Origin of the sequence: Methylobacterium oryzae (assembly GCF_021398735.1) — a bacterium.
In the GTDB taxonomy this organism is placed as follows: domain Bacteria; phylum Pseudomonadota; class Alphaproteobacteria; order Rhizobiales; family Beijerinckiaceae; genus Methylobacterium.
This window is the reverse complement of record NZ_CP090349.1, coordinates 2999992-3026837: the sequence shown is the minus strand read 5'-3', so window position 1 is coordinate 3026837 and position 26846 is coordinate 2999992. Positions and strand designations below refer to the sequence as shown.

The 26846-nt window shown below is 72.0% G+C and carries 24 protein-coding genes and 2 tRNA genes; 16 read left to right on the top strand and 10 right to left on the bottom strand.

Translation table 11 applies throughout. The features are described from left to right. Window positions 1–287: 287 nt before the first annotated feature. The 3 genes from LXM90_RS14525 to LXM90_RS14515 form a co-directional block, all read right to left on the bottom strand. Window positions 288–2138 carry an NADPH-dependent assimilatory sulfite reductase hemoprotein subunit gene (locus LXM90_RS14525; protein WP_020093188.1) on the bottom strand — a complete coding sequence of 617 codons (1851 nt, stop codon included), beginning with the start codon at window positions 2136–2138 and terminating at the stop codon, window positions 288–290. 262 nt (window positions 2139–2400) lie between these two features. After that, window positions 2401–4170 (bottom strand): diflavin oxidoreductase, encoded by a 1770-nt coding sequence (locus tag LXM90_RS14520; protein WP_020093187.1) that lies wholly within the window; start codon window positions 4168–4170, stop codon window positions 2401–2403. A gap of 111 nt (window positions 4171–4281) precedes the next feature. Next, window positions 4282–4797 carry an Lrp/AsnC family transcriptional regulator gene (locus LXM90_RS14515; protein WP_010686224.1) on the bottom strand — a complete coding sequence of 172 codons (516 nt, stop codon included), beginning with the start codon at window positions 4795–4797 and terminating at the stop codon, window positions 4282–4284. A gap of 265 nt (window positions 4798–5062) precedes the next feature. Between LXM90_RS14515 and LXM90_RS14510 the strand changes: the two genes are divergently transcribed. Genes LXM90_RS14510 through cysN form a run of 3 tightly spaced genes read left to right on the top strand, consistent with a single transcriptional unit; the run spans window position 5063 to window position 8252 of the window. Next, the gene (locus tag LXM90_RS14510; RefSeq protein ID WP_020093186.1) at window positions 5063–5890 is read left to right on the top strand and encodes a phosphoadenylyl-sulfate reductase; all 828 of its coding nucleotides are present in this window, start codon (window positions 5063–5065) and stop codon (window positions 5888–5890) included. Further along, entirely contained in the window at window positions 5887–6846 is a 960-nt protein-coding gene (gene cysD / locus LXM90_RS14505) for a sulfate adenylyltransferase subunit CysD (RefSeq protein ID WP_020093185.1), read from the top strand. Before LXM90_RS14510 ends, cysD begins: the two co-directional genes overlap by 4 nt. Then, window positions 6846–8252 (top strand): sulfate adenylyltransferase subunit CysN, encoded by a 1407-nt coding sequence (gene cysN, locus LXM90_RS14500; RefSeq protein ID WP_020093184.1) that lies wholly within the window; start codon window positions 6846–6848, stop codon window positions 8250–8252. The genes cysD and cysN overlap by 1 nt, the downstream gene beginning before the upstream one ends. Before the next feature lie 168 nt (window positions 8253–8420). On the opposite strand, the gene LXM90_RS32030 is transcribed toward cysN, so the two are convergent. The 5 genes from LXM90_RS32030 to LXM90_RS14480 form a co-directional block, all read right to left on the bottom strand. Beyond that, window positions 8421–8714: a fumarylacetoacetate hydrolase family protein gene (locus LXM90_RS32030; RefSeq protein ID WP_326491887.1), complete on the bottom strand. Its 294-nt coding sequence runs from the start codon at window positions 8712–8714 to the stop codon at window positions 8421–8423. Continuing rightward, entirely contained in the window at window positions 8711–9451 is a 741-nt protein-coding gene (locus LXM90_RS32025) for a fumarylacetoacetate hydrolase family protein (protein ID WP_326491886.1), read from the bottom strand. The genes LXM90_RS32030 and LXM90_RS32025 overlap by 4 nt, the downstream gene beginning before the upstream one ends. 106 nt (window positions 9452–9557) lie before the next feature. Beyond that, complete coding sequence (locus LXM90_RS14490) at window positions 9558–10580, bottom strand: LLM class flavin-dependent oxidoreductase (RefSeq protein ID WP_020093183.1); 1023 nt, start codon at window positions 10578–10580, stop codon at window positions 9558–9560. 46 nt (window positions 10581–10626) lie between these two features. Then, window positions 10627–10968: a type II toxin-antitoxin system RelE/ParE family toxin gene (locus tag LXM90_RS14485; protein ID WP_234080746.1), complete on the bottom strand. Its 342-nt coding sequence runs from the start codon at window positions 10966–10968 to the stop codon at window positions 10627–10629. Then, entirely contained in the window at window positions 10961–11239 is a 279-nt protein-coding gene (locus LXM90_RS14480; RefSeq protein WP_326491885.1) for a ribbon-helix-helix domain-containing protein, read from the bottom strand. The genes LXM90_RS14485 and LXM90_RS14480 overlap by 8 nt, the downstream gene beginning before the upstream one ends. A gap of 166 nt (window positions 11240–11405) precedes the next feature. Here LXM90_RS14480 and LXM90_RS14475 point away from each other — a divergent pair, with 166 nt between their 5' ends. The 4 genes from LXM90_RS14475 (at window position 11406) to LXM90_RS14460 (ending at window position 15353) form a co-directional block, all read left to right on the top strand. Further along, entirely contained in the window at window positions 11406–12608 is a 1203-nt protein-coding gene (locus LXM90_RS14475; RefSeq protein WP_020093181.1) for a pyridoxal phosphate-dependent aminotransferase, read from the top strand. 26 nt (window positions 12609–12634) lie between these two features. Next, window positions 12635–13477: an NAD(P)-dependent oxidoreductase gene (locus LXM90_RS14470; protein WP_020093180.1), complete on the top strand. Its 843-nt coding sequence runs from the start codon at window positions 12635–12637 to the stop codon at window positions 13475–13477. Between the two features lie 427 nt (window positions 13478–13904). Continuing rightward, window positions 13905–14285 (top strand): hypothetical protein, encoded by a 381-nt coding sequence (locus tag LXM90_RS14465; RefSeq protein ID WP_020093179.1) that lies wholly within the window; start codon window positions 13905–13907, stop codon window positions 14283–14285. Window positions 14286–14399: 114 nt separating this feature from the next. Further along, on the top strand, window positions 14400–15353 hold the full coding sequence (locus LXM90_RS14460) for a DMT family transporter (RefSeq protein WP_020093178.1): 954 nt from the start codon (window positions 14400–14402) through the stop codon (window positions 15351–15353). Window positions 15354–15385: 32 nt separating this feature from the next. Here LXM90_RS14460 and LXM90_RS14455 read toward each other — a convergent pair whose 3' ends face one another. Beyond that, window positions 15386–15655, bottom strand: a complete 270-nt coding sequence (locus LXM90_RS14455; protein ID WP_012318778.1) for a hypothetical protein — start codon at window positions 15653–15655, stop codon at window positions 15386–15388. Between the two features lie 336 nt (window positions 15656–15991). Between LXM90_RS14455 and ileS the strand changes: the two genes are divergently transcribed. The 7 genes from ileS (at window position 15992) to LXM90_RS14420 (ending at window position 25630) form a co-directional block, all read left to right on the top strand. Further along, on the top strand, window positions 15992–18958 hold the full coding sequence (gene ileS / locus LXM90_RS14450; RefSeq protein WP_020093177.1) for an isoleucine--tRNA ligase: 2967 nt from the start codon (window positions 15992–15994) through the stop codon (window positions 18956–18958). A gap of 85 nt (window positions 18959–19043) precedes the next feature. Further along, window positions 19044–19559 carry a signal peptidase II gene (gene lspA, locus LXM90_RS14445; RefSeq protein WP_020093176.1) on the top strand — a complete coding sequence of 172 codons (516 nt, stop codon included), beginning with the start codon at window positions 19044–19046 and terminating at the stop codon, window positions 19557–19559. A 160-nt stretch (window positions 19560–19719) separates the two neighbouring features. Beyond that, window positions 19720–20385 (top strand): hypothetical protein, encoded by a 666-nt coding sequence (locus LXM90_RS14440; RefSeq protein ID WP_020093175.1) that lies wholly within the window; start codon window positions 19720–19722, stop codon window positions 20383–20385. A 159-nt stretch (window positions 20386–20544) separates the two neighbouring features. Then, a complete protein-coding gene (locus tag LXM90_RS14435) occupies window positions 20545–21954 on the top strand; it encodes a M16 family metallopeptidase (protein ID WP_020093174.1) in 1410 nt (469 codons plus the stop codon). Between the two features lie 107 nt (window positions 21955–22061). Continuing rightward, window positions 22062–23357, top strand: coding sequence for a M16 family metallopeptidase (locus LXM90_RS14430; RefSeq protein WP_020093173.1), 1296 nt, complete (start codon window positions 22062–22064; stop codon window positions 23355–23357). 232 nt (window positions 23358–23589) lie between these two features. Continuing rightward, window positions 23590–24540, top strand: a complete 951-nt coding sequence (locus LXM90_RS14425) for a ring-cleaving dioxygenase (protein WP_020093172.1) — start codon at window positions 23590–23592, stop codon at window positions 24538–24540. 316 nt (window positions 24541–24856) lie between these two features. Beyond that, a complete protein-coding gene (locus LXM90_RS14420; RefSeq protein ID WP_042670077.1) occupies window positions 24857–25630 on the top strand; it encodes a ferredoxin--NADP reductase in 774 nt (257 codons plus the stop codon). A 25-nt stretch (window positions 25631–25655) separates the two neighbouring features. On the opposite strand, the gene LXM90_RS14415 is transcribed toward LXM90_RS14420, so the two are convergent. Then, on the bottom strand, window positions 25656–25949 hold the full coding sequence (locus LXM90_RS14415) for a helix-turn-helix domain-containing protein (RefSeq protein WP_020096444.1): 294 nt from the start codon (window positions 25947–25949) through the stop codon (window positions 25656–25658). Between the two features lie 603 nt (window positions 25950–26552). On the opposite strand from LXM90_RS14415, the gene LXM90_RS14410 reads away from it, so the two are divergent. Beyond that, a tRNA-OTHER gene (locus LXM90_RS14410) sits at window positions 26553–26619 on the top strand. Beyond that, a tRNA-OTHER gene (locus LXM90_RS14405) sits at window positions 26620–26751 on the top strand. It abuts the tRNA gene before it with no gap. Window positions 26752–26846 lie beyond the last annotated feature (95 nt).

Here is a 26846-nt window from a genome sequence, read left to right as displayed (position 1 = left end):
GCGAGGGCGGGGATCTACCGGGCGTGCCGGCGCGAGCGCGGCCGGGTCTCCGGCGGCGGTTCCGGTTATCTCGGAACGGCCGTCCGGATCCACGCATGGGCGGGGAGTTCCTCCGGGGCTCGGATCCCTCGCGCCGCGGCCCGGCCGCCCGGGATCGGCGCGCGGCTCCGGTCAGGGCGGGGCCGGGCCGCGACCCGCATTCCGCAACCCTGCCCGCGACCCTGCCGCCGCGGCCTCGCGGTCCCGGCGCGTCCGGAAGCGCCGTCCCGGACGCGCGCGGCCTTTCATCAGCCGAGCGTGGCCGGCTTGAGGGCGCCGGTCCGCTCGTGGAAGTCCGGGCCGTTGGTGGTCCGCGCCACGTGGCCGGCGCGGATCAGGTAGTCGCCGAAATGCTCGCCCGGCTGCCGGCCCTTCGCGTAGTCGGCGAAGAGCGGGTCGAGGGTGTCGCGGATCTCGGAGGCCGCCACGTCCTCCCGGTAGAGCTTGCTGAGCCGCGAGCCGTCGTGGGCGGCGCCCAGGTAGAGGTGGTAGCGCTCGGGGCCGCGGCCGACGAGGCCGATCTCCGAGATGAACGGCCGGGCGCAGCCGTTCGGGCAGCCGGTGGAGCGGATCGTGATCTCCTCCTCGGCGAGCCCGTGGGACGCGAGGCTCTCCTCCAGCTCGGTCATCAGGTCCGGCAGGTAGCGCTCGCTCTCGGCGAGCGCGAGGCCGCAGGTCGGCAGGGCCACGCAGGCGATCGAGCTGCGCCGCAGCGCGCTCGCGCCCCGGGTCAGGCCGTACTCGTCGACCAGCGCGTCGATCTCGGCGCGCTTCTCGGCCGGGACGTTGGCGATGATGACGTTCTGGTTGCCGGTGAGGCGGAAATCGCCCTGATGCACCTCGGCGATGCGGCGCAGGCCCGAGAGGAACTGCGCGCCGCCCGCGATGTCCTTGATCCGGCCCGAGGGCACGTAGAGGGTCAGGTGGTGGCGGCCGTCGTCGCCCTCGACCCAGCCGTAGCGGTCGCCGTTGCCCGTGAAGGTGAAGGGCTTGGGCGCGCCGAGCTTCTTGCCGGCGCGCTTCTCGACCTCGGCCCGGAAGGCGTCGAGGCCGTAGCGCTCGATCGTGTACTTGAGCCGGGCGTTCTTGCGGTTCTTGCGGTTGCCCCAGTCGCGCTGGACGGTCATCACCGCCTCGGCGACCTTCAGGGCGTCCTCGGGCTTCACGAAGCCCATCACGTCGGCGGTGCGCGGGAAGGTGTCGGGCTCGCCGTGGGTCATGCCCATGCCGCCGCCCACCGTCACGTTCCAGCCGGTGACCTGGTTCTTCTTGTCGAGGATCGCGATGAAGCCGAGGTCGTGGGCGAAGATGTCGACCTCGTTGGAGGGCGGCACCGCCACGACGGTCTTGAACTTCCGCGGCAGGTAGGTCCGGCCGTAGACCGGCTCGACCTCGGCCTCCTCCTCGCCGCCGACCACGCGCTCGCCGTCGAGCCAGATCTCCCGCCACGCGCTGGTCTTGGGCAGCAGCGAGTCGGAGATGTCCTTGGCGAGCTGGTAGGCGGCCTTGTGGGCGCCGGTCTGAGCGGGGTTCGTCGCCGCCATGACGTTGCGGTTGACGTCGCCGCAGGCCGCGATCGTGTCGAGCAGCGCGCCGTCGATGGCGGCCATCGTGCGCTTCAGGTTCGACTTGATCACGCCGTGGTACTGGAAGGTCTGGCGCGTGGTCGCGCGCAGCGCCCCGCCCGCGTAGGTCCGGGCGATGTCGTCGAGGATCAGCCACTGCTTCGGGGTGATGACGCCGCCGGCGATGCGCAGGCGGATCATGAAGCTGTAGGCCTTGTCGAGCTTCTTCTTGGTCCGCTCGGGGCGCAGGTCGCGGTCGTCCTGCAGGTACATCCCGTGGAACTTCACGAGCTGCCCGTCATCCTCCGAGATCGCCCCGGTGGCGTGCTTCAGGAGGCCGTCCGCCAGGGTGCCGCGGAGGTAGCCGCTGGCGATCTTGATGTGCTCGTTCGCGGCGAGTTTCTCCGCGCGCGCGGCCTCGGCGTCCGTGATCGGGCGCGCGGTCGGCGGGGTCTCGTAGACGCGCTTGGCCGGGGCGGTGATCGGGCCGGGGGCCGGGGTCTCGGCGGCGTCGCGGGGGCTGTGGTCGTCCATGGGGTGAATCCGTCTGTCTGAACGCGTCTTCCTCCCCGATCGGGAGGTGGCGAGCGGAGCGAAGCCGGTGCAGGACTGGAACCGGATCCGCGACCCGCCCCCTCTCCCGTGCGGGAGCGGGTCGGCGTGAGGGGTGCGCCCTCTCCGGAAAGACCTGATCCCTCACCCTGTCCCTCTCCCGCCCGGGAGCGGGGACCTGCGTCCCGCCTGTCTCTGCCGCATCTCGTTGAAGGCCCCCCGCGGTGCGGGGAGCGGTGTGTCCTCAGTAAACGTCCTGCTGGTAGCGGTGGCTGCGCTCCAGCGCCGCGACCTGCGCCTCGGCTTCGGCGGCGCTGAGGCCCTTCGCGCTCTGGTACGCGCCCACCACGGCGGCGCGCACGTCCTTGGCCATGGCCTTGGCATCGCCGCAGACGTAGAGATGCGCGCCCCCGTCCAGCCAGGAGACCAACTCCTGCGCGTGCTGGGTGATCCGGTCCTGCACGTAGACCTTCTCCGGCTGGTCCCGCGAGAAGGCCACGTCGATCTTCGTGAGCGACCCGTCCTCCAGGGCGTCCTGCCACTCGAGCTGGTACAGGAAGTCGTGGGTGAAGTGCCGGTCGCCGAAGAACAGCCACGACCGCCCCGGGGCCTCCACTGCGCGGCGCTCCTGCACGAAGGCGCGGAACGGCGCGACGCCGGTGCCCGGCCCGACCATGATGATGTCGGTGGCCGGATCCTGCGGCAGGCGGAAGTGGCGGTTCGGCTTCAGCCGCACCCGCAGCTTGGCGCCGTCGCGGATGCGGTCGGCGACGTGGACCGAGGCGACGCCCGAGCGGGCGCGGCCGTGGGTCTCGTAGCGCACCGCCGCGATCGCGAGGTGGACCTCGTCGCCCACCTCCTTGCGCGAGGAGGCGATCGAGTAGGCCCGCGGCGGCAACGGCCGGGTGATGGTGCCGATGTGATCGGCCGTGAGCTTCGCCGGGTAGGTCTCCAGCAGGTCGATCAGGTGGCGGCCCTCGATCCAGGCCTTGGCCTCGCCGCTGTCGATGAGCGTCTGCGCCTCCGCGTGGCCGGTCGCCTTCACGAAGCGCTCGATCGTGGCGGCCGAGAGCGTGGTGATGTCCCGCTCGGCGAGCAGAGCCGTGCGCAGGGCCTCGTCGCCGGAGAGCCCGGCGGCGTTCAGGATCTCGTCCACGAGCTGCGGGTCGTTCTCGGGATAGATCTCCAGCGAATCGCCGGGCTCGTAGGCCGGCGCGCCGTCCTCGAAGGCGAGCGCGAGGTGGATCGTCTCCTTGTCGGAGCGCGACGAGTTGAGGTTCACGTGCTCGACGACCTCGACCACGACGGGCTCGCGGCTCGGCTCGGCGTCGTCGTCCTCGCCGGCGCCGGCGCGGGCGAAGTCCACCGCCACGACGTTGTCGGGCTGCTCGGCCGGGGCGAGCGCCTTCAGCGCGCCCTTGATCCAGTCGGCGGCGGGCTTCTCGAAATCGAGGTCGAGGTCGGCCCGCTCGGCGGCGCGCTTGGCGCCGAGCGCCTCGAAGCGCGCGTCGAGCGCCTTCCCGATGGCGCAGAACTCCGCGTAGGACGTGTCGCCGAGCGACAGGACCGCGAACTCGACGCCGTCGAGGCGCGGGGCGCCCTCCCCCATCAGCTCGCCGTAGGCCCGCACGGCCCGGGCCGGCGGCTCGCCCTCGCCCCAGGTGGCCGCGATGGCGATCAGCTTGCCGGCCTTGGGCAGGGTCGCGACGTCGAGGTCGGCGAAGTCCACCACCTTCGGCTTGAAGCCCTGCTTGCGCGCGAGCTTGGCGACGTTGCCGGCGAGCGCCTCGGAGTTCCCCGATTCGCTGGCGTAGATCACCGTCAGCGGCGCGGCGGCCTTGGGCGGGGCGGCCGGTACCGCGGCCGGCTGGCCGCCCGCGGCGTCGAGGCCCGCCAGGAAGCCGGCGAGCCAGGCGCGCTGCGTGGGGCTCGCGGTGCCGAGCACCGCGTCGAGGCTGGCGCGCTCGCCGTCCCCGAACGGGGCGGTGCGCGGGAGGAGATTCTGGCGGGACATCACGGGACCATGTCGGGGCCGGCGCGGCCGGTGTCAATCGAGAAACGTTCGTTTTGCAGAACGGGTGGCGTATAGGACATCACGTTCGCTGCACTGCGAAAAAAGAGAATATCATTCTCCAACCACGGCGAGGACGGGGGCCGTCCCCGGCAGGTGCCGCCCGTTCTTCGGGGGCGCCGGCAGCGGCAGGGCCGTGGTGGATTTCACCTTCTCCATCGCGAAGCGGGAGGTGACGTTCTTGAGCGGCAGCACCGCGATGAGGTGCTTGTAGAAGCTGTCATAGGCCTGCATGTCGGCGACGACGACCCGCAGCATGTAGTCCACGTCGCCGGCCATCCGGTAGAACTCGAGCACCTCCGGCATGGCCGAGACGGTTGCGGCGAAGCGCTGCAGCCACTCCTGGGAATGGTCCGCGGTCTCGATGGAGACGAACACGGTCAGCCCGAGGCCGAGCTTCACCGGATCGAGCACCGCCACGCGCCGGTCGATGACCCCGTCGGCCTCCAGCTTCTGGATGCGCTTCCAGCACGGCGTCTGGGACAGGCCCACGCGCTCGCCGATCGCCGCGATGGAGAGCGTGGCGTCCGTCTGCAGCAGGGCGAGAATCTTCAGATCGATCGCGTCCAAAGCTGTCTCCGTGGGCTTCCGCCGCGCGCGGGGCGCGAGCGCATATACGTGTCTACCGGGACCAGTGAGAAGAATCTTTTACCTCGGGCCCATGCTGCCCGCGCCGGAAGCTGTGCGCAACCGCACGCCGAACCGCCGGTCCGACCCCGCCAAGCGCGCCGGGGCGCCTTGACTTCGTTCGGTATAGCGAACATTTCGACCGTTCGACAACAGGCACGGCGCTGGCCGTGGCCTTTCCACCACGCGAACCCCGGGACATGGCGCGATGACCCGTCCGGACCGACAGGCGGCCGACTCCCTCGCGGAGCGGCTGTCCGGGCTCGACCTTCCAGGCCGCCTCCACCTGATCGCCGCCGAGATCCCCGGCCGCCTCGTCTTCACGACGAGCCTCGGCGTCGAGGACCAGGCGCTCACCCACGCGCTGGCCATGGCGGGCCTCGCGAAGGGTCGCGTCGAGATCGTCACCCTCGATACCGGCCGCCTCTTCGCCGAGACCTACGACACGTGGACCGAGACCGAGTCGGCCTACGGCATCCGAATCACCGCCTACGCCCCCGAACGCGCGGCCGCCGAGGATTTCGTGCGGAGCGAGGGCATCAACGGCTTCCGGCGCTCGGTGGCGGCCCGTCAGGCCTGCTGCGGCTTCCGCAAAGTCGAGCCGCTCGGCCGCGCGCTCGCCGGCGCGAGCGGCTGGCTCACCGGGCTGCGGGCCGGCCAGTCGGCCAACCGCGCCGAGACGCCGCTCGCCGCCTTCGACGCGGAGCGCGGCCTGATCAAGCTGAACCCGCTGGCCGACTGGTCGCGGGAGCAGGTCGACCGCTTCGTGCGCGACAATTTCGTGCCCTACAACGTCCTGCACGATCGCGGCTTCCCGTCGATCGGCTGCGCCCCCTGCACCCGCGCCGTGAAGCTCGGCGAGCCCGAGCGGGCCGGCCGCTGGTGGTGGGAGCAGGAAGACAAGAAGGAGTGCGGCCTGCACGTCGGACGCCCCGGTGCGGCCGTGCAGCCGGGCCAAGAGCCCGCGATCCTCGAGCCCGCCGCCTTCGAGACCACCCCGAATCAGACAGCCCGCCAGCCGGAGTTCGCCCGATGAGCGCCGCCCTCGCCGCCGTGCAGCCGAGCGCCCCCACGCCCGCACCGACCGCCGCCGACCGCCTCAGCCATCTCAAGCGGCTGGAGGCCGAGAGCATCCACATCTTCCGGGAGACGGTCGCCGAGACCGAGAACCCGGTGATGCTCTACTCGATCGGCAAGGATTCCTCGGTGCTGCTGCACCTCGCCCTCAAGGCCTTCGCGCCCGGGCGGCTGCCGTTCCCGCTGCTCCACGTCGACACGACATGGAAGTTCCGCGAGATGATCGCCTTCCGCGACGCCCGCGCGAAGGAGCTCGGCCTCGACCTCCTGGTCCACACCAACCCGGACGGGCTCGCCCGCGGTGTCGGGCCGGTGAGCCACGGCTCCGAGGTGCACACCGACGTGATGAAGACGCAGGCCCTGCGGCAGGCGCTAGACAAGCACAAGTTCGACGCGGCCTTCGGCGGCGCCCGCCGCGACGAGGAGGCGAGCCGCGCCAAGGAGCGGATCATCTCCCTGCGCACCGCGCAGCACCGCTGGGACCCGAAGCGCCAGCGCGCCGAGCCCTGGCACCTCTACAATCTCAAGAAGAAGCGCGGCGAGTCCCTGCGCGTCTTCCCGCTGTCGAACTGGACCGAGCTCGACATCTGGCTCTACATCGAGCAGGAAAACATTCCGATCGTGCCGCTCTACTTCGCTAAGGAGCGGCCGGTCGTCGAGCGCGAGGGCCAGCTCATCATGGTCGACGACGAGCGCCTGCCGCTCGCGCCGGGCGAGACCCCGCAGCAGCGCCTCGTGCGCTTCCGGACGCTCGGCTGCTACCCGCTCACCGGCGCGGTGGAGAGCGACGCGGCCTCGTTGCCCGAGATCATCGGCGAGACGCTGGCGGCGCGCACCTCGGAGCGGCAGGGCCGGGTGATCGACAAGGACGGGGCCGGCGCCATGGAGCGCAAGAAGCAGGAGGGCTATTTCTGATGACGCTCCACCAGGCTCCCACGGCCTTCACCGACCGGGCCTCCGGCTACGCGGCGTTCCTGACGGCCCACCGCAACAAGGCGGTGCTGCGCTTCATCGCCTGCGGCTCGGTGGATGACGGCAAGTCGACCCTGATCGGGCGGCTCCTGCACGACACCAAGCAGATCTTCGACGACCAGATCTCGGCGCTCCAGCGCGACTCGCGCAAGCACGGGACGCAGGGGCAGGAGATGGACCTCGCGCTGCTCGTCGACGGCCTTCAGGCCGAGCGCGAGCAGGGCATCACCATCGACGTCGCCTACCGGTTCTTCTCCACCGACAAGCGCTCCTTCATCGTGGCCGACACCCCCGGCCACGAGCAGTACACCCGCAACATGGCCACCGGCGCCTCGACGGCGGACGTGGCGGTGATCCTGGTCGACGCCCGCCAGGGCCTGACCCGGCAGACGCGGCGCCACGCGCTGCTCGTGTCGAATCTCGGGATCCGCCGCGTCGTGCTGGCGGTGAACAAGATGGACCTCGCCGGCTGGGCGCAGGGCACCTTCGACGGCATCGTGTCGGGGTTCTCGGACTTCGCCCGCGGGCTGAATTTCTCCGAGGTCAAGGCGATCCCGCTCTCGGCCAAGAACGGCGACAACGTCGTGGACGCGGGCGTCGCGGCGCCCTGGTACACGGGCGGCACCCTGCTCCACTACCTCGAGACCGTGCCGGTCCGCGCGGAGGCACTGAACGCGCCGTTCCGGATGGCGGTGCAGTGGGTCAACCGGCCCAATTCCGAGTTCCGCGGCTACAGCGGCCGGATCGCCAGCGGCCGGGTGCGGCCGGGCGATTCGGTGACGGTCCAGCCCTCCGGCCGGACCTCCACGGTGGCGCGGATCTACACCGCCGACGGCGACCTGCCCGAGGCCGGCGAGGACGAGTCGGTGACCCTGGTGCTGGCCGACCAGATCGACGCCTCCCGCGGGCAGGTGATCGTGGCCACCGACGCGCCGATGCGGGTCACCGAGACCCTCGACGCGCGCCTGTTCTGGGCGGCCGAGACCGATCTCAGCCCGGGCGCGAGCCTGCTCGCCAAGATCGGCACCGCCACGGTCACCGCGACCGTGGAGCGGATCGCCTCGCGGATCGATCCCGAGACCGGCAGGCCCGGCCCGGCCGAGCGCCTGTCGGCGAACGACATCGCCGACGTGAGCCTGCGCTTCGACCGGCCGGTGGCGGTGGACCCGTACGCGGAGAACCGCGAGACCGGCAGCCTGATCCTGATCGACCGCGAGACCACCGATACGGCGGCCCTCGGGCTGGTCCTGGCGCCGAAGGCGGGGGCCGCGCAGGCGGCGACGCCCGGTGCGAAGCCCGCGGACGGGGGCGGCTTCCTCGCCCGTCTCGGTCGCCTGTTCGGGCGCTGAGGACGGTCCCAGCACCCGGGCCGTTCACGGGTGATGGCTGCGACAGTGCCGTCCTCGCGAGCGGAGCGAAGCGATCCGGCCGGCGCGACGACACCTGCCGTCGCGCTGCCCTGGGTCACGTCGCTGCGCTCGTGATGACGGTGCGGGTCGCACCGCTCGGACGACGGATCAGACCAGCCTGAAGCGCAGCTCACCGAGCCCTTCCAGCTCGGACACGACCTCGTCGCCGGGTTTCAGCCACGCGCGGTCCTTGCGCGGGATCTTCTCGCCGAAGATCACCCCCTGCGGGGTCCCGGTGTAGAAGATGTCCCCCGGCTTCAGGGTCATCACCCTCGACGCGAAGCTGATCAGCTGGCGGCAGTTGAAGATCATGTCGTCGGTGCTCCAGTCCTGGCGCACCCGGCCGTTGACCAGCGTCTTGAGCTTGAGGTTGTTCGGGTCCTTCACCCGGTCGGCGGTCACCAGGTAGGGGCCGAGCGGCGCGAACCCGTCCGAGGTCTTGCGATCATGAACTGCGAGGTCAGCGTCTGGAGGTCCCGGGCGCTGAAATCGTTGCCCGTGCAGTAGCCGGCGAGATAATCGAGGGCGTCCGCCTCGGACACGTTCCGGCACTCGCGGCCGAACACCATCACCAGCTCGGTCTCGTAGTCGAATTCCCGCGCCGCCTGAGTCGGCAGCGCGATCGTGCCGCCGTGGTGGTTCAGGGCGTTGTTGTACTTGTTGAACAGCGGCGGGTCCTTGGGGATCGGCGTGCCGGTCTCCTCCGCGTGGTGGCGGTAGTTGAAGCCCATCATGATGATCTTCTCGGGCCGCGTGACCACCGGCGCGTAGGCGACGTCGGCTTCCGCCAGCACGAAGCGCCCGTCGGGCGCGGCCTCGACCGCGTCGATCAGGGCGCGCAGGGCCGGGCCGCGCCCGTTCTGGAGAAGGTCGTCCATGTCGGCGGGGACCGGCATCCCGAGCGCCCGGCCGGCGGCCTCGACGTCGAGAACGCCGTCCTTCGTCTTCACGCCCAGGGCGTAGCCGTCGCCGCGGCGCATGTTGAGGAGGACCATGTCGCGGGGCATGCCGAAGGGCGGCGCCCCCGCCGGCGTGGATTTCGGAGCCGCCGTGCGCTCCTCGGCGGCCCGGGCCGGCGCCGCGGCGGCGGCGGCGAGGCCCGCGGCCGTGGCGGTCAGGAATTCGCGTCGGTTGCCCATGCTGCCTCTCCTCCGGTCGGCCCGTCTGGTCGCGGGCGTGAACCGGGGGGAGCCTGCACGGCCGGCCTCGCCGCCGCCAGCGCCCGCGGCGGGGGCGAGTGACGGCTCAGGCCGCCTGTGAGGCGGCGCCGAGTCCCCAGGCCCGCGCCAGCAGCGCGTAGGAGTCGTGGCGCGCCGCCTGGTCGGGGATCGCCGAGACGATCATCAGCTCGTCGGCCTGCGTGCGCGCGACCATGTCGGCGAGCCGGGCCCGCAGGGTCTCGGGGCCGCCCACGTGCAGGCGGTCGCGGCCGCGCTCGATCTGCACCCGCTCGCCGTCGGAATACGGGTAGTCCAGCGCCTCGGCGAGGCTCGGCAGAGGCCGGTACTCGCCGCGCTCCCGCCGCAGCGTCGCGAGCCGCGCGCTGGAGGCGAGGCGCTCGGCCTCCGCGTCCGTGGCGGCGCAGATCGCCGCCACCGCCAGGATCGCGTGGGGCTTCGCGCCGAGCCGCGTCGGCCGGAACCGGGTCCGGTAGTCCAGCATCGGCGGCTCCGCGGGCATCCCGGAGAAGTGCTGCGCGAAGCCGAAGCCGCAGCCGATCTCGCCAGCGAGGCGGGCGCTGTAGTCGGAGGAGCCGAGCAGGAAGATCGGCGGCAGCGGCACCCCCGCGGGGCTCGCCTCGATCCGCGCGAACGGGTGCCCCTCCGGAAAGCCGCCGTCCCAGAACAGCAGCTCCTGCAGGCGGTCGAGGAAGTCGTCCCCGCCCTCCCCCGGCGCTTCCCGGCGGCGCAGCGCCCGCGCGGTGAGGCCGTCGGTGCCGGGCGCGCGCCCGAGACCCAGGTCGATCCGGCCCGGGAACAGGGCCTCCAGCACCCGGAAGCGCTCGGCCACCATCAGCGGCGCGTGGTTCGGCAGCATGATGCCGCCCGAGCCGACCCGGATGTTGCGGGTCGCGGCGGCGATCTGGCCAATCATGATCTCGGGCGCCGGGCTCGCCACGTTGGGCAGGGCGTGGTGCTCGGCGAGCCAGTAGCGCCGGTAGCCGAGGTTATCGACGTGGCGGGCGAGGGCCAGCGTGTCGTGCAGCGCCCGCGCCGGGGTCGAGTCGGCGCTGACGAAGGAGAGGTCGAGGACGGAGAGCGGGGTCATGCCGGGTGAGATGGGGGTCTGGGCCGGCCGGTGCGAGGGCAGTTCGTCAGGACGGGGGCTCCTGAGCTTTTTCCGTGGTATCGCCTGGATAGACCGCCTCGAAATCGCGGCCGCCATAGAAGATATTGAGGATCCTCACGGATCCACGTTCCACGCGATAGGCGATCACAGCCGATCTCTCGAACGCCACCGTTCGCAAGCCTTCCAAGAGATCGTCACGGGGTCGGCCCGCATGCGGTGCGTGGCCGATTCGGTCGCACCGATCCTTGATCCGCTGCGTGAAGCGCTGCGCCGTCGCGACGTTCTGACTCCGCTGCAAGACCGTTCGGAAGATGCCGGCCAGATCGGCCTGCGCTTGAGGGCGAAACGCGACAGGCAGTCTACGCACGGCGGGTGTCGTGCCGCGCTTCAGCGAACATCCTGTCGAGATCCTCTTGAACCTCTTCGATGCTCAGATCCGGCCGCGGATCGTCCAGGGAACGCCGGATGCGGGCGCGGATGTCATCGAGACGCTCGGCATCCTCGCGTCGCTGGCGTTGCAGGGCGTGCACGGCCTCGTCGAGCAGCGCGTCCACCGAAGCGTACTCACCGGCCTCGACGCTCTCCCGCACGGCGCGGAGCGTGTCCGGTGCCAGGGTGATGCTGATCGTCTCGCCCATCGGCAGGGCCTCTCGTTCCGTCCCGATTCCGAGGATCATAGCAGAAACGTCGCTCCCGCGCGCCGCCGCGGCGTCTCGCGCTTGCCGGCTCAGCGTCCCGGGCCTAGGGTCCGCCGCGCCGCGGGGAAGCGGCGCCTGACCGCAAAAATCCGGAGCACCGCACGCCATGGCTCTCCTCGCCGACGTCCTCTCGCGGGTGAAGCCGTCCGCGACCATCGTGATGACCCAGAAGGCCAGGGACCTGAAGGCCTCCGGCGTCGACGTCATCAGCCTGTCGGTGGGTGAGCCCGACTTCGACACGCCCGAGCACATCAAGCAGGCCGCCATCGCGGCGATCCACCGGAACGAGACCCGCTACCCGCCGGTCTCCGGCATCGTGCCCCTGCGCGAGGCGATCGTGCGGAAGTTCAAGCGCGAGAACGGGCTCGACTACAAGGTCTCGCAGACCATCGTGGGCACCGGCGGCAAGCAGGTGCTGTACAACGCGTTCCTCGCCACGCTGAACCCCGGTGACGAGGTGGTGATCCCCCGCCCCTACTGGGTGTCCTACCCGGAGATGGTCGGGCTGTGCGGCGGCACGCCGGTCTTCGCCGACACCGACATGGCCAACGGCTTCAAGCTCCAGGCCGAGGAGCTCGACCGGGTCCTGACCCCGAAGACCAAGTGGATCGTCCTCAACTCGCCGTCGAACCCGTCGGGCGCCGCCTATTCCCGCGCCGAGATGAAGGCGCTCACCGACGTGCTGCTCCGCTACCCGGACGTGCACATCCTCACCGACGACATCTACGAGCACCTCACCTACGGCGACTTCGCGTTCGTCACGCCGGCCCAGGTCGAGCCGCAGCTGATCGAGCGGACGCTGACGATGAACGGCGTCTCGAAGGGCTACGCCATGACCGGCTGGCGCATCGGCTACGCGGCCGGGCCGGAAGCGCTCATTAAGGCGATGGACTTCGTCCAGGGCCAGCAGACCTCCGGCGCCAGCACGATCGCGCAGTGGGCGGCGGTGGCCGCCCTCGACGGGCCGCAGGACCACCTCGCCACGTTCCGGGCCGCCTTCCAGGGCCGGCGCGACCTCGTCGTGTCGATGCTCAACCAGACCAACGGGCTGACCTGCCCGACGCCGGAGGGCGCGTTCTACGTCTACCCGTCCTGCGCGGCGCTGATCGGCAAGCGGACCGAGGCCGGCAAGACCATCGAGACCGACGAGGACTTCGTCATGGAGCTGCTCCAGGCCGAGGGCGTGGCGGCGGTCCACGGCTCGGCCTTCGGCCTCGGCCCGAACCTGCGCATCTCCTACGCGACGTCGAACGCGGTGCTGGAGGAGGCCTGCCGGCGCATCCAGCGCTTCTGCGGCTCGCTGCGGTAGCGGCCCCGAGGTCCCGGAGGCGTCCCGTGCCCACGATCGCGGTGATCGCCCCGGGCGCCATGGGCAGCGCCGTCGGGGCCCGGCTCGCCGGGCACGGCGCCCGGGTACTGACCTCCCTGGACGGGCGCGGGGCGGCGAGCCGCGCCCGGGCCGCGGCCGCCGGCATGGCGCATGCCGGGGACGGCGAGCTCGCCGCCGCCGATCTCCTGCTCTCCATCGTGCCGCCCGCCGACGCGGAGGCGCTGGCCCGCCGGCTCGCGCCCGCCCTGGCGGCGGCCCCGCGCAAGCCGGTCTACATCGACGCCAACGCCGTCAGCCCGGAGACGGTCGGGCGCGTCGCCGGGATCGTCGCGGCCACCGGCGCGCCATTCCTCGACGGCGCGATCCTGGGCCTGCCGCCGAAGCCCGGCGCCAAGGGGCCGCGCGTCTACGTCTCGGGTCCCGAGACGGCCCCGGCCCTGGTCCTGCGCGACCTCGGCCTCGACCTGCGCGTCTGCCCCGGCGCGGTCGGCGCCGCCTCCAGCCTCAAGATGAGCTATGCCGGCCTCAACAAGGGCCTGACGGCGCTCGCCGCGCTCGTGATCGGCGCCGCCGAGCGCGCCGGCGCCGGGGAAGCGCTGCTGGCCGAGCTCGCCGAGAACGAGCCGTCGCTGCTGGCCCGGTTCGCCAGGGGGCTGCCCGACATGGTGCCGAAGGCCTATCGCTGGGCGCCCGAGATGGAGGAGATCGCCGGGTTCCTCGGGCCCGACGCGGCCGGGCGGCAGGTCTTCTCCGGCTACGCCGCGCTCTACCGGCGCCTCGCCGCGGAGGACGGCGCGGACGAGATCGCCGCGCTGATGCGCTTCGTCGCGCCCGCGGCGGAGCACTGATCGCCGCGGGGTCCCGGAAACGGCCCCGCCTCTGTTGCCGGCTCGGCTGTCACCCTCTACACGGGCTGTCCCCAGCGGCCGATGCGCCTGAAGGTTTCGCGAGCCCGCTCGGGCCTGCATGGCGGCGGGGTCGGCAGTGACGGGACGGTCCGGACCAGTTCTCTGGGCCGTTCCTGTGAGGCTCAGTGGGCCGAGTCGCTGCAGGAGTGTCGGGAGCGCGGGGAACAGGAACCGCGGGTCCGGCGCATGGCCCACATGATTTCCCACCCGATTCCGCCCGCGAGACGGGTCGCGGGCGCGGGTCCCTGACCCGTTCCGGGACAGGGGCGCACGGGGCCGTTGCGGCTTCGTTCACGCTCCCGCGCGATGATGCGTCCGGGCCGGGGATCCGGTTCCGCGTAACCGCGTTCTCTCGGGCCTGACGACCATGCGAGCCCTGCTCACCAGCGGCATCAAGGCGATTCTCGGCATCGCCGCGCTCTCCACCGCCGCGCACTGGACCCTCCGGGTCCAGCGCGAGTCCGCCGCCCCCGCGGTCGCGACGGCGAGCCTCGCCGAGCCCGCCGCGACCGGCTCCATCGAGCCGCGCCGGGTCGAACGGGCCGCCGCGCTGGCGCCCGCGCCGGTCGCCGCGGCGGCGCCTGTTCCCGCTGCGCCCGCGCGCGCCGCCGCGGGGCTCGACCAGTCGCACCTCGCCGCCCTGATCGCCGGCGCGACGCCGCCCAAGCCGAAGCTCGCCAAGGCCGCCACCAAGACGGCCTCCGCCGAGAAGGCCCCCGTTGCCGAGAAGGTCGCGGCGAAGCGCTGAGCCGCCGCCGTCGCGGGCGACCGTGCCGGCTGCATGGTTCCCCTGCGCGCCGGCCGGTACCCGCACGGCACCGGGCGTGGCAGGGATTTCGGCCTCTACCGAGATTGGTCAGGCATGAGCACGCAGGTCGCGACCTCCGTCCCCGACGACAGCGCCGCGCCGCGCGCCGCTCCGGAGGCCGACCTCGCCGGCCGCCGGCGGATCGTCGGCATCGCCCTGATGTGCGGGGCCGTCGCCTTCTTCGCGAGCCTCGACGCCTGCGGCAAGACCCTGGCCCGGGCCGGCGTCGATCCCCTGGTCACCACCTTCATGCGCTACGCGGCGAGCGTCGCCATGATCTCGCTGTTCATCAACCCGGTACGCACGCCGGGCGTCGTGAAGAGCCGGCGCCTGCCGCTGCAGATCGCGCGCTCCCTGCTGCTCTTCGCCTCCACGGCGCTCAACTTCCTGGCCCTGCGCTACCTGCAGCTCGCCGAGACGATCTCGATCCAGTTCGCCGCGCCGCTCACCGTGGCGCTGCTCGCCGGGCCGCTGCTCGGCGAGTGGTCGTCGCGGGCGCGGCTGGCGGCGATCGGCGTCGGCTTCCTGGGCGTGCTGGTGATCGTGCGGCCGGGCGCCGGCGGCATGCATCCGGCCGCGCTGCTCTGCGTCGCCAACGTGGTGGTCTACGCCTTCTACGCGATCATCACGCGCAAGCTCGCGGCCTACGACTCGACCGCCACGACCATGTTCTACACGGGCCTCGCGGGACTCGCGCTGATGGCCCCGCTCCTACCGTGGATCTGGACGAGCCCGGCGAGCCTGACCCACTGGGCGCTGCTGTTCGGGGTCGCGCTGTTCGGAACGCTGGGCCACTGGCTGCTGGTGATGGCCCATGCCCGGGCCCCGGCCAACGTGCTGGCGCCGTTCATCTACACGCAGCTGCTGTGGTCGGTGACGCTCGGCTTCCTGCTGTTCGGCGACGTTCCGAGCCGCTGGACCGTGGCGGGCGCCATGATCGTCGTCGGCTCCGGCCTGTACCTCCTGGCGCAGGAGACGATCCGCCGGGAGGCGCGGCCGGCCGCCTGAGGCGACCGGCCGGACCCTGTTACGGGACCCTGTCAGCGGCCGAGGCGCTCCTGGCGCTCCATCCGCTCCTCGCGGCGGTTCTCGCGCGCCCGGCGGGCCGGGTCCGGATCGGTGCCGAGCACGCCGCCGACGGTGCCGGTCGCCGCGCCGACCGCGCCGCCGACGACCCCGCCCACGGGGCCGGCCGCGGCCGTGCCGTCCTCGACGCCGCGCTGGGCGCCGCGCGCCGTGCCCTGGGCCTCCGCGGCGCCCGCGTAGGCCAGCGGCGCGAGGGCGAGGGTCGCGATCAGAAGCTTCTTCATGGGGCTACTCCCGGATGTCTGTCCGAATCGGCTCCGCGCCGCCGCGGCGGGCGGAGGGTGTGTCGGTCAACGGTTCAGACGCCGATTGGTCCCATCCGCGGTCACGGGCGCGTGATCCGCGCTGCCGCTGGCCTCCGGCCGGGGCGGCTGGTAGAGAACCCGTCATGCACGCTTCGCGCGCCCTGCGCGGCCCCGGCCGCCCGATCCGAATTACCGGCCCGGCCTCCGCCTGAGGGCCCGCTCCAGCGCGGCCGCGCGGAGGTCCGGGATCCTCCTGCCGCCCGACCCGATTCCGCCGGCCCGACGCTGCCGGCCCGACCGCCGATGCGAGATCCGATGACCGCCCCCGAGACCGCGCCCGCCCGCGACTATTCCAAGACCCTGTTCCTGCCGCAGACCGAGTTCCCGATGCGCGCTGGCCTGCCGGTGCGCGAGCCGCTGTTCATCGAGCGCTGGAAGCGGATGGACCTCTACGGCAAGCTGCGCGCCCGCGGCCAGGGCCGGCCGAAATTCGTGCTCCACGACGGGCCGCCCTACGCCAACGGCAACATCCACATCGGCACGGCGCTCAACAAGATCCTCAAGGACGTGGTGGTCCGCTCGCAGACCGCGCTCGGCTTCGACGCCAACTACGTCCCGGGCTGGGACTGCCACGGCCTGCCGATCGAGTGGAAGATCGAGGAGCAGTACCGCGCCAAGGGCCGCAACAAGGACGACGTGCCGGTGATCGAGTTCCGGCAGGAATGCCGGACCTTCGCGGCCCAGTGGCTCGACGTGCAGCGCGAGGAGTTCAAGCGGCTCGGCGTCACCGGCGACTGGGACCATCCCTACGCCACCATGGCGTTCCCCGCCGAGGCCGTGATCGCCGACGAGCTGATGAAGTTCTCGATGAGCGGCCAGCTCTATCGCGGCTCCAAGCCGGTGATGTGGTCGGTGGTCGAGAAGACCGCGCTGGCCGAAGCCGAGGTCGAGTACGAGGAGCACGTCAGCGACACGATTTTTTGCGCGTTTCCGATCCGGTCCGGCGCCGAGGGCGATCTCGCGCAGGCGCGGGTGGTGATCTGGACGACCACTCCGTGGACGATCCCGGGCAACCGCGCCGTCGCGTTCTCCAAAAAAATTGCCTACGGCCTGTACCGGGTCACGGAGGCGCCGGCCGACAACTGGGCGGTGCCCGGCCAGACCTACCTGCTCGCCGACAGCCTCGCCGCCACGGTGTTCAAAGCCGCCCGGGTCGAGGCGTTCGCGCGCGTCGCCGACGTGAGCCCGTCGACGCTCGCCGGCCTGACCCTGGACCACCCGCTGGCGAAGCTCGGCTACGGCTTCGCCGTGCCGATGCTCGACGGCGACCACGTCACCGACGAGTCCGGCACGGGCTTCGTCCACACGGCGCCGAGCCACGGCCGCGAGGATTTCGAGCTCTGGATGGCGAGCGGCCGGCTGCTGCGCGAGCGCGGCATCGACGCGACCATCCCCTACACGGTCGACGCCGACAGCGTGCTCACGGAGGCCGCTCCGGGCTTTACCGGCACCCGCGTGCTCACCGCCAAGGGCGAGAAGGGCGACGCCAACAAGGCGGTCATCGCCGCGCTGACGGAGGCCGGGGCGCTGATCGCCCGCGGGGTGCTGCGCCACCAGTACCCGCATTCCTGGCGGTCCAAGAAGCCGGTGATCTTCCGCAACACGCCGCAATGGTTCATCGCCATGGACCGGCCGGTGGATTCGCTGGGCAACCGGACGCTGCGCGAGGTAGCGCTCCAGGGCATCGACGACACCCAGTGGGTGCCGACGCAAGGCAAGAACCGCATCACCGGCATGGTCGCCAACCGGCCGGACTGGGTGGTCTCGCGCCAGCGCGCCTGGGGCGTTCCGATCACCGTCTTCGTCCACCGCGACACCGCCGAGATCCTGAAGGACGACGCCGTCAACGCCCGCATCCGCGACGCCTTCGCGGCCGAGGGCGCCGACGCGTGGTTCCGGGACGACGCCGCGCAGCGCTTCCTGGCGCCCGACCACGACCCGGCCGCCTACGAGAAGGTCACCGACGTCCTCGACGTCTGGTTCGATTCGGGCTCGACCCACGCCTTCGTGCTCGACGATCCGGAGGCCTTCCCGGGGCTTTCTGGGGTGAAGCGCGTCCGCGACGGCGGGCAGGACCGGGTCATGTACCTGGAGGGCTCCGACCAGCACCGCGGCTGGTTCCAGTCCTCGCTGCTCGAATCCGCCGGCACCCGCGGCCGGGCGCCCTACGACATCGTCCTGACCCACGGCTTCGTGCTCGACGGCAAGGGCCTGAAGATGTCGAAGTCGAAGGGCAACGTCGTCGCACCGCAGAGCGTCATCAAGGATTCGGGCGCCGACATCCTGCGCCTGTGGGTCGCCGCCTCCGACTACACAGATGACCTGCGCATCGGCCCGGAGATCATCAAGACTTTCGCGGAGACCTACCGGAAGCTCAGGAATTCCCTGCGCTGGATGCTGGGCTCGCTGGCCCACCGAGTCCAGGGCGACGACGTGGCCTACGCCGACATGCCGGAGCTGGAGCGGCTGATCCTGCACCGGCTCGCCGAGCTCGACGGCGAGATCCGCGAGGCCTACGCGGCGTTCGACACCAAGCGGGTGGTGGCGCTGCTCAACGGCTTCATGACCGGCGACCTGTCGTCCTTCTACTTCGACGTGCGCAAGGACGCCCTGTACTGCGATCCCGTGTCCTCGGTCCGCCGGCGGTCGGCGCTGCAGGTGATCGACGAGGCCTTCCGCCGGGTGACGATCTGGCTCGCCCCGGTGCTCGCCTTCACCGCCGAGGAGGCGTGGCTCGACCGCTACCCGTCCGAGGACGGCTCGGTGCATCTCCAGACCCTGCCGGAGACCCCGGCTGACTGGCTCGACGCCCCCCTCGCGGAGCGCTGGCAAAAAATCCGGCGGGTGCGGCGGGTGGTCACCGGCGCCCTGGAGATCGAGCGCGCGGCCAAGCGCATCGGCGCGAGCCTGGAGGCGGCGCCGACGGTCTACGTGGCGGATCCGGAGCTTCTCGCGGCGCTCGAGGGCTGCGACTTCGCCGATACCTGCATCACCTCGGACATCGCCGTTGTGGCGGGCGAGGGCCCGGCCGAGGCCTTCCGCCTCGACGAGGTACGCGGCGTGGCGGTGGTGCCGAGCCCGGCCGCGGGTCGCAAATGTGCCCGCTCCTGGCGGGTCAGCCCGGAGGTGGGCAGCGACCCGGACTACCCGGACGTGACGCCCCGCGACGCCCAGGCCCTGCGCGAGTGGGACGCGGCGCATCCGGAGGCGAGCGCGGCGTGAGGGCGTTCCGCGTCGTCGGCGGCGCCACTCCCTCTCCCCGCCCGCGGGGAGAGGGGGACGCCGGCCCGGGCCGAGTGCGCCGCCCGTGACGCCGTTCCGCGCCGGCCTCCTGGCCCTCGTTCTCACCCTGGTCCTCGATCAGGCCAGCAAGCTCGGCCTCTATTTCGGCACCGACCTCGTGCTGACGCAGCCCTGGCGGCTGGCGCCCTTCGCCGACTTCGTCGTGGTCTGGAACCGGGGCGTCTCCTACGGGCTGTTCCAGCAGGAGGGCGGGATCGGCCGCTGGCTCCTCGTAGCCCTGTCGCTGGCCGCCGCCCTCGGCCTCGGGATCTGGATGCGCCGGGCCACGTCGCGGCTCCTCGGGATCGCCCTCGGGCTGATCGTCGGGGGGGCGCTCGGCAACGCCATCGACCGGGCCGCCTACGGCGCCGTCTTCGACTTCGTCCACCTGCATGCCGGCGGCTGGTCCTGGTACGTGTTCAACGTCGCCGACGCGGCGATCGTGGCCGGCGTGATCGGCCTGATCCTCGACAGCCTGTCCCCGGACGGCCGCAGGGGCCGGGCGTCCCCCCCGCAGGGCGACCCGGCGCCGCGCCTGTGATCCCTGCAACACACAGGTCCTCCCGCGTCCCCCTCCTGGCGCGACGCAGTCAAGGCGCCATACGATCGCCGGAAACCGGTCTCAGGCCGGGACCTGTCGGATCGGGCCGCGCCGCGGCCTTCCCAGAGCCGGACGCTCCGTCCGGAACCCGTGAGGCAGCATGACCGGGCATCGCAGGCTTCGTCCCCTCCTCTCCGCCGCGGTGGCCCTGGCTCCGCTCTGCGTCGTCGGTGCCGCGCACGCGCAGGAGCGCGGCGAGTTCATGCGCGACGCCCTGTCGGGCATCGGCCTCCTGGAGAAGCGCCAGGATCCGATCGACTATCACGAGCGGCCGCCACTGGTGATGCCGCCCAAGATCGACGGCAAGGCCCTGCCGCAGCCGCGGGCGCGCTCCACCAGCACCGCCTGGCCGAAGGATCCCGAGATCGTGGAGCGCGAGCGCGCCGCCGTGGAGCGGCGCAATCCCAAGGGCTCCCAGGCCCAGGGCCGCTACGACGACAACAACGCGACGCTCTCCGTGGAGGAGATGCGCGGCGGCCGCCGTGCCGGCGCGGGCCTGACGACCACCGCCGAGCGCAAGCCCGGCGACAACAACCGCGACGACAGCCTGCTCAGCCCCTTCGAGCTGCTCAAGGGCAAGAGCGCCAACGCCGAGCCCTCCGACATCGAGCCGAGCCGCGACACGCTCACGGACCCGCCGACCGGGTACCGGCAGTCGCCCAAGCAGCTGGCCCGGCCGCCGTCGAGCGACCCGATCAACAACGCCAGCCGCGAGCGCGAGGAGTCGGATCCCCGCGCGTATCTCCGTCAGCGCGCGCAGCAGTGACGGGGGCGCCGTGTCGCCGTTGCAACGGCGCCGCGGCGTGGCAACATGAGATGATCGTCCCGGTGCGGTTCTTGCGCCCCGGTGACCAGGACGGCCCCGATCCGCGCGCGCATCCCGACGCGGGACGCTTCGATCCGGGGCCGGCAGAAGGAAAGCGGAATGCACCTGTTCAGGAAGGCGACGCCCACCCTCTTCCCGCTGCGTCCGGGCTCGCCCTACGGCGGCAGCGCCGGCCGGGGCGAGGCCGCGCCGTTCGGGCGTTCCGAGGCGGGCGGACCGGAAGTGACGGCCTTCACCCTCGACAACGGCCTCGACGTGGTGGTCGTCCCCGACCACCGGGCCCCCGTCGCCACCCACATGATCTGGTACCGCAACGGTTCGGCCGATGATCCGCTCGGCCAGTCGGGCATCGCCCACTTCCTCGAGCACCTGATGTTCAAGGGCACCGAGAAGCACCCGGTCGGGGCCTTCTCCAAGGCGGTGTCGGGCCTGGGCGGCCAGGAGAACGCCTTCACCAGCTACGACTACACCGCCTACTTCCAGCGGGTCGCCCGGGATCACCTCGGCACCATGATGGAATTCGAGGCGGACCGCATGAGCGGCCTCGTCCTCGACGACGCCGTCGTCGCCCCCGAGCGCGACGTCGTGCTGGAGGAGCGGCGCATGCGGGTCGAGACCGACCCCTCCGCCCAGCTCTCCGAGGCGATGGCGGCCGGCCTGTTCGTGCACCATCCCTACGGCATCCCGATCATCGGCTGGATGCACGAGATCGAGGGCCTGAACCGCGAGCACGCGCTGGCCTACTACAAGCGCTTCTACACCCCCGAGAACGCCATCCTGGTGGTGGCCGGCGACGTCACGCCCGACGAGGTCCGGCGCCTCGCCGAGACCACCTACGGCCGCGTGACGCCCCAGGGCGCCCGGCCCGAGCGCCTGCGGGCGCGGGAGCCGGAGCCGAAGGCCCTGCGCCGCGTCGCCGTCGCCGACCCGAAGGTCGAGCAGCCGACCCTGCAGCGCCTCTACCTGACCCCCTCCTGCATCACCGCCCGGGACGGCGGCTGCCACGACCTCGAGCTGCTGGCCGAGGTGCTGGGCGGCGGCTCGACCTCCTACCTCTACCGCAAGCTGGTCATGGAGACCGGCCTCGCGGTGAATGCCGGCGCCTGGTACATGGGCTCGGCGATCGACGACACCCGCTTCTCCGTCTACGCGGTGCCCGCCGAGGGCGTGCCCCTGGAGAAGCTGGAGGAGGCCGTCGACAGGGTGCTGCGCCGCGCCCCCGCGGAGGCCCTGGACGCCGAGGCGATCGAGCGCGCCAAGACCCGCCTCGTGGCCGAGACCGTCTACTCCTCTGACAGCCAGTCGTCGCTGGCACGCATCTACGGCTCGGCGCTGGCGATCGGCGAGACCATCGAGGAGGTCCGCCGCTGGCCGACCGACATCGAGGGGGTGACGCAGGCGCGTCTCAAGGGCGCCGCCGAGCGCTGGCTGACGCCGGCCCGCTCGGTCACCGGCTACCTGACCAAGGCGCAGGATCCCGACGCCCCGGTCGCGATGGCCGCCGAGTAACCCCGGGTGCGTCCCGCCGGGCCCGTGACGGGTCCGGGCGGGGCGCTCTGCCGAACGGGAGCCCTGGCCCGCTCCGCCGTCGCCCGAGATAGAGACACGAGGTTCCCATGAGCTTGGCCGAGACTCTGGTCGAGACCACCGCCCAAACCGTCAGCTCGCCCACCACGGCGCTGCCGGTGACGACCGCCGCCGGCATCGAGGCGTGGCACGTCGAGTCGCCGGTGGTGCCGATGATCGCCCTGGCCTTCACCTTCGAGGGCGGCGCCGCCCAGGACCCGGCCGGCAAGGCCGGCTGCGCGCAGATGCTGGCGCGGCTCCTCGACGAGGGCGCCGGCGACCTGACCTCCGACCTGTTCCAGGAGCGGCTCGCCGCCCGGGCAATCGAGCTGTCGTTCCACGCGGGGGCCGACGCGGTCGGCGGCTCGCTGAAGATGCTGGTCAAGCACGCCGACGAGGGCATCGCGCTCCTCGCCCTGGCGCTGGCCAAGCCCCGCCTCGACCCCGACGCGATCGAGCGCGTCCGCGCCCAGATCATCGCCGGCCTGCGCTACCAGCAGAACGATCCGGGCGTGCTGGCCTCCCGCCGCTTCTTCAAGGAGGCGTTCGCCGGCCATCCCTACGCCCGCCCGTCCTCCGGCACCGTGGAGAGCGTGACGGCGATCACCCGGGACGACCTGCTGGCGATGCACGCCCGCATCATCGGCCGCGGCCGGGTGAAGGTGGCGGCGGTCGGCGCCATCGGCGCCGAGCAGCTCGCCGAGGGCCTGAACCGCGCCTTCGGAACCCTGCCGGAGGCCGGGGCGCTGAAGGCGGTGCCGCGCACCGAAGTGCACGATCTCGGCAAGCGCATCGTCGTCGACCTCGACGTGCCCCAGTCGGTGATCCGGTTCGGCATGGCCGGCGTGCCGTGGCGCGACCCGGACTTCATCCCGGCCTACGTGCTGAACCACATCCTCGGCGGCGGCGCCTTCACGTCCCGCCTGTTCCAGGAGGTGCGCGAGAAGCGCGGGCTGGCCTACTCGGTGGGGACCTCGCTGGTCAGCCACCGGTCGGCCGCGATGACCTGGGGCTACACCGCCACCAAGAACGAGCGCGTCGGCGAGGCCCTGTCGGTGATCGGCGACGAGATCGGCCGGCTGATCACGGACGGCCCGGACGACGACGAGCTGCAGAAGGCCAAGGATTACCTGACCGGCTCCTACGCCCTCGGCTTCGACACCTCGACCAAGATCGCCCACCAGCTGGTGCAGATCGCCTTCGAGGAGCTGGGCATGGACTACATCGCCCGGCGCAACGCGATGGTCTCGGCCGTGACCCAGGCGGATATCCGCCGGGCCGCCGCCCGCACCTTCGCGGACGGCAAGATGCTGGTGGTCGCCGCCGGCCGGCCCGTGGGGCTCTGAGAAGCGGGTCTCGGGACCGCGGTTCGGCGAAATCCGCCGCGCCCGGGTACCGATCGCCGCGTAGCGGCCGCGCCGCCGGTCCGGGGCGCGGCGCCTCTCGGGCGGCGATCGCTGCGGGCCGACCGCGGCGCGGCCCCGGAGGAACGGGTGCCGGCCGCCCGATCCGCGAGCCGCTCGCGAAGCCGCCGCCGCCCCCCACCTGAGGCGCGACGCGGCGAACCCCAGGACCGACATGCAGCTCACCGGCATCCACCACCTCACCGCGGTGACCGCCCGCGCGGCGGAGAACGTCGCCTTCTACACGGGCACGCTCGGCCTGCGGCTCGTGAAGAAGACGGTGAACCAGGACGATGTCTCGGCCTACCACCTGTTCTACGCCGACGGGCTGGCGAGCCCCGGCACCGACATCACCTTCTTCGACTGGCCGGCGCCCCGGGAGCGGCGGGGCTCCGGCAGCATCACCCGCACGCACCTGCGCGTCCCGGGCGAGGGCGCGGTCGCGTGGTGGCACGCGCGCCTGCGCGAGGCCGGGATCGTCGAGGCCGAGCCCGCCGCGCGCGACGGGCGCCTCACCCTCGATTTCGAGGATCCGGAGGGCCAGCGCCTCGCCCTGGTGGACGATGGCGGGACCGGGCCGGAGCATCCCTGGGACGGCTCGCCCGTGCCGGCCGCCTACCAGATCCGCGGCCTCGGCCCGATCCGGCTGTCGGTGCCGGACCCGGCCCGCACCGCCGCCGTGCTGACCGAGGTGCTCGGCCTGCGCCGGGACCGCGCCTTCGAGACGGGCGACGGCCCGGTGGAGGTCTACGCGATGGGACCCGGCGGCCCGGCCGCCGAGCTCCAGCTCCTGGCCGACCGGTCCGCGCCGGCCCGCCAGGGCGCGGGCGCGGTCCACCACGTCGCCTTCCGCATCCCGGACGGGGATTACGAGGCCTGGGCCGACAGGCTCCGGGCGGCGCGGGTGCCGAGCAGCGGGCCGGTGGACCGCTACTACTTCCGCAGCCTCTATTTCCGCGAGCCCAACGGCATCCTGTTCGAGATCGCCACCGACGGGCCGGGTTTCACCGCGGACGAGCCCCTGGAGACCCTGGGCGAGCGCCTGGCCCTGCCGCCGTTTCTGGAGCCGCGCCGGGCCGAGATCGAGGCCGGGCTCGCGCCGCTCCGGCCCGCCGCCCCCCTCTGAGGGCGGCGCGCGGGGCCCGCTCTGCGGCAACCCTCCCATGTCCGGAACGGCGCTGCGGAGCGTCCGCGAAGACGCTAAATCTTCGAACGATTCCAGGCCGTTCACTTCTTTCGCCAGTGTGATCCCGGCACGCCTTGACGGACGTGCTGCAACTGCGAAAGAAGCGGCGCGCGTGTGTTTGCAACCGGATCCGGGCGGGTTCCCTGCCGAGGATCCACCCCCGCCCGAGCGGGGCGGCGGGGATCCCCCGCACCACGGGCCCCGAATCGTCGGGGCCGTGTGCCGAGCGTCAGAGGATTCGAGGACTGATCCGTCGATGAGCAAGTTCTACGAGGAGCGCGTTCTGTCGGTCCACCACTGGACCGACAACCTGTTCTCGTTCCGCACGACGCGGGATCCGGCGTTCCGGTTCCGCAACGGCGAGTTCACCATGATCGGCCTGGAGGTCGAGGGCCGGCCGCTGCTGCGCGCCTACTCGGTGGTCTCGGCCAACTACGAGGAGGAGCTGGAGTTCTTCTCGATCAAGGTCCAGGACGGCCCGCTGACCTCGAAGCTGCAGCACCTGAAGGTCGGCGACCCGATCATCGTCGGCAAGAAGCCGACCGGCACGCTGGTGCTCGACAACCTGCTGCCGGGCCGCAACCTGTACCTGCTGGGCACCGGCACCGGCCTGGCGCCGTTCCTGTCGATCATCAAGGATCCCGAGGCCTACGACCGGTTCGAGAAGGTCGTGCTGGTCCACGGCTGCCGGCAGGTGCAGGAACTCGCCTACGGCGAGACCATCACCGAGACGCTGCCGCGCCACGAGTTCCTGGGCGAGATGATCTCGAACCAGCTGGTCTACTACCCGACCGTGACCCGCGAGCCGTTCCGCAACCGCGGCCGGATCACCGACCTGATGGTCTCGGGCAAGCTGTTCGAGGATATCGGCCTGCCGCCGATGGCGATCGAGAACGACCGCTTCATGCTCTGCGGCAGCCCCGACATGATCCGCGACACCCGCGAGCTCCTGACGTCCCGCGGCTACGAGGAGGGCAACCACGGCGAGGCCGCCCACTACGTCATCGAGAAGGCCTTCGTCGAGAAATAGCGCACCCGCGCAGGCCGGTTCGGCTTCAGCCCGGTGCGGTCCGCCGTGCCGGGCTTTTCTGTGCCGGTGCGTCTCCGGACCCGGTCGCGGGGGCGGGGCGCAGGATCGCCCCGTAGCCCTCCTGCGCGTCGCCGACGAAGCGGATGCCCGCCCCTTCGAGGACCGTGCGGATCGCCGCGAGGGTCCGGCTGCGGGGCTGGACCTGCTCGCTCTCGATCATGTTCAGGGTGACGACGGAGACCGCGGCGCGGCTCGCGAGAACCCCTTGCGTCCACTTGAGAAGTCCGCGGCCGGCGCGGATCTGAGCGGCAGTGATCATGGGCCGGAGATCGCCCGAACTGAAAGAATTTTCAAGTTTTCGGTTGACGCAGGCCGAGCGCGACCGTATCCACCGCGCCATCGGCCTGCCGGGCCGGTGATCTGAAGTGACCGCACGCTCCTCGTATCCGCGGCCCGCGCGCCGCGGCGGACGAGTCCGGTTCCCTTCGCAACGGTCGCCGCTGGCAGCCCATCGCAGTTCACCGGCGCGGGCCGGAGACGCTCGGTTATCCCTGTCACGGATCCCCCCGAGCCTCATCGACACGCCCGCGTCACCCGAAGCCCCGTTCGGACGGAGCATGGCATGAAACAGCACGACGGCATCGACGTCGCGGCGTTCGCCCGTTCCGGGCTGATGCGACCGTTACGGTCGTATCGCGGGGCTCTCGGCCCGAGAGGCTGAGCGCGTCTCGAGGACCCTGCGGGCCGGCAGGGGACGGTTATCATCGGTAGAGCGCCGCGGGCTTGTCCCGCGGAGGTTGCGGGTTCGATCCCCGTCGGGGGCCGCGAGGTCGCCGGAGCTCATGCCCGTCTCCGACACCACGACCGCAGGGCCCCGCGAGACGACCGGGGCGCCGACCGTGCGCGGATCCCGGCCGACAATGCGGGCCGGAGAGGAACGGTTATCTTCACCGAAGGGAGGTCGCGGGTTCGAATCCCGCCGGGCCGCGAGGCCCGTAGCTCAGACCGGATAGAGCGCCCGGACACCGTTCCTCACCCCACGCCCGCATCGCCCGGACGCGGGCCGGAAGACGAAGGTTATCGGGATCCGAGGGGTGCGGGTGCGAGTCCCGCCGGGTCGTCAGGCCCGTAGCTCAAGCAGAGCATCGGATAAGCCCCTCGTCGCCGCCACGCCCGCGCCCGGCCGGACGGAACCCCGCCACCGACCATACGAGAG